Annotated in this window: 4 protein-coding genes; 1 reads left to right on the top strand and 3 read right to left on the bottom strand. The window is 75.9% G+C overall.

What is annotated here, in order from left to right; all coding sequences use genetic code 11:
* The first annotated feature begins 129 nt into the window (after positions 1-129).
* Positions 130-4,929, top strand: coding sequence for an autotransporter domain-containing protein (locus ACIY1X_RS22880; protein WP_399685062.1), 4,800 nt, complete (start codon positions 130-132; stop codon positions 4,927-4,929).
* A 36-nt stretch (positions 4,930-4,965) separates the two neighbouring features.
* On the opposite strand, the gene ACIY1X_RS22875 is transcribed toward ACIY1X_RS22880, so the two are convergent.
* The 3 genes from ACIY1X_RS22875 to tsaB are packed head-to-tail and all read right to left on the bottom strand — an operon-like array spanning position 4,966 to position 7,092.
* Entirely contained in the window at positions 4,966-5,736 is a 771-nt protein-coding gene (locus tag ACIY1X_RS22875) for a uracil-DNA glycosylase family protein (protein ID WP_038200428.1), read from the bottom strand.
* A gap of 58 nt (positions 5,737-5,794) precedes the next feature.
* Positions 5,795-6,388, bottom strand: coding sequence for a GNAT family N-acetyltransferase (locus ACIY1X_RS22870; RefSeq protein ID WP_038200429.1), 594 nt, complete (start codon positions 6,386-6,388; stop codon positions 5,795-5,797).
* A complete protein-coding gene (gene tsaB / locus ACIY1X_RS22865; RefSeq protein ID WP_399685058.1) occupies positions 6,385-7,092 on the bottom strand; it encodes a tRNA (adenosine(37)-N6)-threonylcarbamoyltransferase complex dimerization subunit type 1 TsaB in 708 nt (235 codons plus the stop codon). The genes ACIY1X_RS22870 and tsaB overlap by 4 nt, the downstream gene beginning before the upstream one ends.
* Positions 7,093-7,261 lie beyond the last annotated feature (169 nt).

Genomic DNA, 7,261 nt, shown 5'->3' with positions numbered 1-7,261 from the left:
CTAGCGTACTTTTGGATTCGATGTGAACTTTTGCACGAAAAGCCCTGAACCAAGATTTGCTGATGACAATTGTTAACTGATGTCGTGACAATGTGTATCTTGTACTAATAAAGATAGACAACACCTGTCATGAACCACATCCATCGCGTCATCTTCAACCAAGCCCTGGGCACGGCCCAGGTGGTGCCCGAGGTGGCGCACGCCCGCGGCAGCAGCACCGTCCAGGATGAGACGCCCGGGCGCGCCGGCGCGCCCGCCTTCCGTCTCTCGCCGACCGCCCGGCTGTGCGCCGCCGCGATCGTGTCCCTGGCGGTCGGCGGCGCCTGGGCCGCCGGCGGCACTGGCGGCGCCACGTACAGCGGCGCGGTCGCGGGGGGAGCCGGCGGCACATCCGCCGCCGGAGCGACGGGCGCCTCTGGCGTGGTCAGCAGCTTCCCGGTCGGCGGCGGCGGGGGCGGGGGCGGCACGAATCTCGGCACGGGCATCGGCAGCGCAGGCGGCCGAGGCGGCCAGACCGGCGCCCTCGGAGGCAACGGCGGCGCGCGCGGAGACCGGGTGACGCTGGGCGCCAGCACCCACAACGCCACGGGCTCCTCCGGCGGCAACGGCCAGTCCGTCGTGATTCCCTCAAACCCGGGATGGTCCGACCTGGGTGCAGGTGGCGGCGGCAGCGGCGGCGCGGGCCTGGCGGTCGACATGTTCTTCGGCATCCTTGCCACCCATACGGTCACCGGCAAGGCCCTGGGCGGCAATGGCGGCAACGGCGGCAACGCAGGCCTCAACCAGGACAGCTGGGGCGGTGGCGGCGGCGGCGGCGAGGGCGGCATGGGCGTGCTGCGCACGAGCGGCAATGTCGCTATCGACGTCGGCGCGTCCGCCCTCGGCGGGAACGGCGGCAACGGTGGCCAGGCCGGCGGCGGCGCCGGCGGCAGCGGGGGCGACGGCGGTGCCGGCATCGCCTGGTCGGGCGCCGGGACCGGTACGCTGACCAATGGCGGAGCCATCGCGGGCGGCAGCGGCGGCATGGGCGGCAAGGGCGCGGCCGGCACCGGCGCGCAGGGCCTCGGCGGCCAGGGCGTGGTCTGGGCCGGCTCCAAGGGCGGCACCCTGACGAACGACGCCGGCGGCAGCATGTCCGGCGGCGCGGGCCGCATCGGCGGCGACGGCGTGAGCCGCACGGGCGGCGGCAGCAGCACCCTCGCCATCCGCAACAGCGGCGTGATCAGCGGTGGGGCCGGCACGGCTGCCGGCGGCGCGGGCATTTCGGGCAGCAATCTGTCCGTCGTCAACAACGGCACCATCCGCGGCGGGCGGGCCGACGGCGGCACGGGCGCCCAGGCCAATGCCGTCACCTTCACCGGCGGCAAGAACACGCTGCAGATCAACACCGGCTCGGCCATCGAGGGCAACGTGGTGGCCGTGGCCGGCGGCGCGGACCAGCTCGTGTTCGGCGGGGCCGGGAGCGACAGCTTCGACGTGGGGCTGATCGGGAGCCAGTACCGCAACTTCGCCGGCCTGGAGAAGGCCGACGGCGGCACCTGGACGCTGACCGGATCGAGCAAGGCGGCCACGCCCTGGACGATCAGCGGCGGCACGCTGGTCGGCCATGCCGCCGCCTTCGGCAGCGGCAGCATCCTGAACGACGCCACGCTGGTGCTCGACCAGGCCGCCGACGTCAGCATGGCCAACACCCTGGGCGGCGACGGCAGGCTGGTCAAGACCGGCGCCGGCGCGCTCGCGCTGACGGGCAACGTCGCGCTGGCGGGCGGCGCCGAGGTCGCGGCCGGCATGCTGCGGCTGGGCGATGCGGCGGTCACAGCCGGCAGCATCACCGGGACGAAGGGCAGCAGCCCCCTGCTGGGCGCCGGCGGCCACGGCGGGACGGCGGTGACGGTGGAGGCCGGCGCCGCCGGCGCAGCCAACTTCGGCACCTTCACCGGCGGGGCCGGCGGCAACGGCGGCGTCGTCGCCCTGACGTTCGGCCAGCGCGGCGGCGACGGCGGCACCGGCCTGCACAACGACGCGGCGCAGGCCGCGATCGACAACGCCGGCACGGTGGCCGGCGGCGCGGGCGGCCGGGGCGGCATCGCCGTGCTCGTCTCCGGGCGGGGCGGCGACGGCGGCACCGGCCTGAACAGCACGGCCGGCGGCGTCACCATCCGGAACAGCGGTGCCGTCCAGGGCGGCGCGGGCGGCGCCGGAGGCATCGGCGCGGTCGGCGTGGCCAGCGGCGGCGGCAGCGGCGGCACGGGCATGGCCCTCGCCGGCAGCACGGTCGTGGTGAACAGCGGCAGCATCGCCGGCGGGAACGGCGGGCCGGCGGGCAACACGCTGATCGACCTCAACACGCCGGCCGCGGGCGGCGTGGGCATCGTCGCCAGCGGCGACGTCCGCATCACCAACGGCGGCAGCATCAGCGGCGGCCTGGCGGCGGGCGGCGGCGAACGGGCGGACGCGATCCGGTTCAGCGGCGGCGGCAACCGCCTCGAGCTGCTGAACACCTCGGCCATCACCGGCAATGTGGTGGCAACCGCCGCCGGCGACGACACGCTGGCGCTGACCGGCAGCGCCGACGGCGCCTTCGACGCCTCGGCCATCGGCGCAGCCGCGCAGTACCGCCACTTCACCGGCTTCGAGAAGGAGGGCACCAGCACCTGGACGCTGGCCGGCAGCACGACCGCCGTGACGCCCTGGCGGGTGACGGGCGGCGCACTGCGCATCGCCGACGACGCGGCGCTCGGCGACGCCGGCGGCGCGCTGACGCTGGACGGCGGCACCCTGCAGACGACGGCCAGCACCACCTCGGCGCGGGCCCTCACGCTGGGCGCAGGCGGCGGCACCCTGCACAGCGACACGGCGACCGTCCACACGGTCGCAGGCGTCATCGGCGGCAGCGGCGCGCTCGTCAAGGACGGCGGCGGCACCCTGGTGCTGGCGGCGGCGAACACGTACGGCGGCGGCACCACCATCGCCGCGGGCACGCTGCAACTGGGCGATGGCGGCACCGGCGGCTCGATCACCGGCGACGTGGCGAACCACGGCACGCTCGCCTTCAACCGCAGCGACGCGGCCACTTTCGCCGGCGCCATCTCGGGCAGCGGCGCGGTCGAGCAGCGCGGCGGCGGCACCACCACGCTGGCCGCGGCCAACGGCTACACCGGCGGCACGCGCATCCTGAACGGCACGCTGGCCGGCCACGCCGCCAGCTTCGGCAGCGGCGCGATCGTCAACGACGCAGCCCTGGTCATCGACCAGGGCACGGCGGCCGGCTTCGCCAACGCGATGTCCGGCAGCGGCAGCTTCACCAAGACCGGCGCCGGCGCGCTGGACCTCACCGGCGACAGCAGCGCCTTCACCGGCGCCAGCCGCGTGGCCGCGGGCACGCTGGCGGTCAACGGCCGGCTCGGCGGCACGCTGAGCGTGGCCGGCGGCGCCACGCTCAAGGGCAACGGCACGGTGGGCAGCACGGTGGTCGAAGGCGGCGCGCTGGTGGCGCCCGGCAACTCCATCGGCACGCTGCACGTGGCCGGCGACCTGACGCTGGCCAGCGGCGCCGCCTACCAGGTGGAGGCCTCGCCCGACGGCCGCAGCGACCAGATCCTGGTCAGCGGCAGGGCGACCGTGCAGGGCGCCTCCGCCATCGCGCTGCTGGCCGACGGCAACTGGAACCCCTACGGCAGCTACACCATCCTGAAGGCGGACGGCGGCATCGCCGGCCAGTTCGGCGCCGTTCATTCCAACTTCGCCTTCCTCACGCCGACCATCGAGTACGGCGCGCAGACTGCCTCGCTGACGCTGATGCGCAACGACGTGCGCTTCTCCGACGTGGGCGTGACCTGGAACCAGAAGGCCAGCGCCGGCGCGATCGAGCCGCTGGCGGCCACGCCGCTGTACCGCGCCGTGGTGCAGCTCGACCGGTCGAACGCACTGGTGGCCTTCGACCAGCTCTCGGGCGAGCTGCACGCCAGCGTGAAGTCGGCCGCGGTGGAAGACAGCCACCTGGTGCGCGACACCGTGCTGGACCGCGCACGCCAGAGCCTGGGCGGCGTCGGCACCGCCGCCGCCGGCGCCACGCAGTTGAGCGAAGGCAGCCAGGGCAGCGTGTGGGCGCGCGCCTACGGCGGGCGCACCGAGGCCGGCGGCGACGGCAACGCCGCCAACAGCGAGCGCAGCACCAGCGGCCTGCTGATCGGCGCCGACCGGCGCGTGGGCGAGAGCGCCCGCGCCGGCGTGTTCGCCGGCTTCGGCCACACCCGCCTGGACGCCGGCCAACGCCGCGGCGAGGCCAGCGGCGACGCCTGGCACCTGGGCGCCTACGGCGGCGCGCAGTGGGGCGCGCTGGGCGTGCGCGGCGGCGCGAGCCTGAGCCGCCAGTCGCTGACCACCCAGCGCACGGTCGCCTTCACCGGCGTGACGGACGGGCTGCGCGCCAGCTACGCGCTGCGCACGGTGCAGGCCTTCGGCGAGGTGGGCTGGCGCATCGACGCCGGCGAGCGCACCGCCTTCGAGCCCTTCGCCAGCCTGGCGCACGTGGACGTGCGCAGCGGCAGCATCAACGAGCAGGGCCTGGGTAGCGGCGCCGCGCTCAGCGGCCGCGGCGACAGCACGAAGACCACCTTCGCCACCCTGGGCCTGCGGGCGTCCACCCGCGCCAGCCTGGGCGGCGTGGAGGCGACGCTGCGCGGCTCGGCCGGCTGGCGGCGCGTGGTGGACGGCGATGTCACGCCCAGCGCCCGCCTCGGCCTGTACGGCGGCCTGAGCCAGTTCACGGTGCTGGGCACGCCGCTGGCGCGCGAGGCCTTCGTGCTGGACGCCGGCGTGGACCTGAACCTGGGCCGCAACATGACGCTGGGCGTCACCTACGGCACGCAGTTCACCGGCGGCACCACCTACAACGGGCTGAAGGCGGACATGCGCTGGACCTTCTGACCTGACCGCGCAGGCCGGCCCGGCGGCGCGCGGCCGTCAGCCGGCCGTCCCGTCCAGGCAGGCCGCCGCCAGGCACAGGTCGGCCCAGGCGCGTGCCTTGTCGGCCGGGTTGCGCAGCAGGTAGGCCGGGTGGTAGGTGGCGACGAGCTGCACGCCCTCGCCCAGCGCCGGCAGCGCATGGACCTGGCCGCGCAGGCGGCCCAGCGGCTCGGTGCGGCCGAGCAGGCGCTGTGCGGCCAGCGGCCCCATGGCCAGCACGATGCGCGGTGCCAGCGGCGCGGCCCAGGCGGCGAAGCCGGTGTCGAAGTCGGCCTCGTCCTCGCCGGCCGGCGCCGCGACGGGGCCGGGCCGGTGGGCGCGCAGCAGGTGCACCGGCGCCGGGCCGGCCGGCAGGCGCAGGGCCTTGAGCATCTGGTCGAGCAGGCGGCCGGCATCGCCCGCCAGCGGCGGGCCGTGGCGGCCGTCGGCGCCGGGCGGCATGTCGGCCACCACCAGCCAGCCGCCCTGCGCGGGCGCGTCGGCCTGGGCATACAGCCTCTGCGGCGGCGCCAGGCGCAGCGTGCCGGCCGCGGCGGGCGGGTGGGCGGCGGGCGCGGCGGGTGGATTCGGTGCGGCGGTGCGCGCGGGCGGCGCCGGTCGATGGGGCGGCGGCGAAGGCTCGGGCGCTTCCACCACGGCTGCTGCCGCCACGTCGGCATCCGGCGCTGCGCGCACGGCGACAGGCGCAGGCGCCGCCGCGGGCAGCCAGACCTTGACCCCCATCTCCTCCAGCATGGCGCGCCGGCGCGCATCGAGCAGCAGGGTCACAGGCGAACCTCCGCGCTGCGCGCTGCGGTGCGAGCGCCTTCGGGCGGCCGGGCGGCGCTCATCGCTGCAGGCTCCCCCAGGCGCTGGCAGGCTCGTTCAGGCGCAGGCTCATCACGATGGCGTCCTCGCGCCGGCCGGCGAAGCCCGGGTAGTAGCCCTTGCGCACGCCGACGCGGCGGAAGCCGTGGCGCAGGTAGACCTCCTGCGCGCGCCGGTTGCCGGTGCGCACCTCCAGCCACAGCCACTGCGCCTGCTGGCCGCGCGCCCAGCCGGCCAGCGCCTCCAGCATCAGCGGCGCCCAGCCCTGGCGCTGGAAGGGCGGCGCCACGGTGATGTTGAGCAGGTGCACCTCGTCGACGCCCTTCATGGCGATGAAGTAGCCGATCAGGGTGCTCTCGCCGCCGCGGGGCCGCCCCAGGGCGGCGAGCGCCCCCTCGGGGGGCAGCGAACCACGCACGGCGGGGAGCGTGGGGGCCACACTCCCGCCACCCTCGAGCACCTGGCAGTGGTAGCCGGCGTGCAGCGAATCGATGAAGTTGCCGCGCGTCCACGGATGGCTGTAGGCGAGCTGCTCCACCGCCACCACGCGGTCGACGTGGTCGATCGTCATCGGCCCCAGGCGGGCTTCGCTGGCGTCGAGCACCGCGCTCATCCCGCCGCCTCCCTGGCCGCCGCGCGCTCGGCCGTGGTCTGCGCGACCTTGTCGCGCACGTAGAGGGGCCAGGCGCGCTCCGGCGGCACGGCAGCGCCGGCGGCCAGCAGCGCGGGCGCCAGGCGCAGGATCGCCGCCGCGGTGGGCAGCGCCTGCACGCGCGGCGCATCCTGCGGCAGGCGCTCGCCGCAGGCGGCGAAGGCGTTGCCGGCCAGCGTCCAGCCGGCGGGGACGGCCACGTCCTCCGGCGACAGCAGCCGCGCCTCGGCCGCGGCGGCGCCGAGCGGGTGGACGCTGCCGTCGAAGGCATGTGCGGCGGCATAGACCTCGCCCATGCGCGCGTCGAGCACCGCCACCACGCGCTCGGCACCGGCAGCGTGGTGCGCCTCCTCGGCCACGGCGTGCAGCGTATCGACCGGCAGCACCGGCAGGCCGGCGCCGAAGGCCAGGCCCTGCGCCACGGCGCAGGCGGTGCGCAGCCCGGTGAAGGAGCCGGGGCCGCGGCCGAAGCAGACCGCGTCCAGTTGCCCGATGGCGAGGCCCGCCTCGGCCAGCAGCGCCTGCACCAGCGGGATCAGGGTGGCGGAGGATTCGGCGCCGCCCGGCCCGCTGCGCGCCAGCACGGCGTCGCCCCGGCGCACGGCGACGGACAGCACCTCGGTGCTGGTGTCGAAAGCCAGCAGGCTAGGGCCTGTGAGCGCCATGGAAGGGGTCGCGAAGCTCATCGCAGCCCGCCCATCAAGGCGCGCGACGCCGTGCGTGCGTCCGCACGCACAAGGAGCGCAACGCCGAGGGGCGGGCTGGGATGAGCTTCCCTCCGGGTTGCTTCGCAAAGGGGCCGTCTGCGGCGTTGCCCGCGCTTGCAAGGCGCCA

This window comes from Xenophilus sp. (assembly GCF_044462705.1).
GTDB lineage: Bacteria > Pseudomonadota > Gammaproteobacteria > Burkholderiales > Burkholderiaceae_C > Xenophilus > Xenophilus azovorans.
Note: the sequence above shows the minus strand (reverse complement) of the source record. Positions and strands in the feature narration are given on the sequence as shown.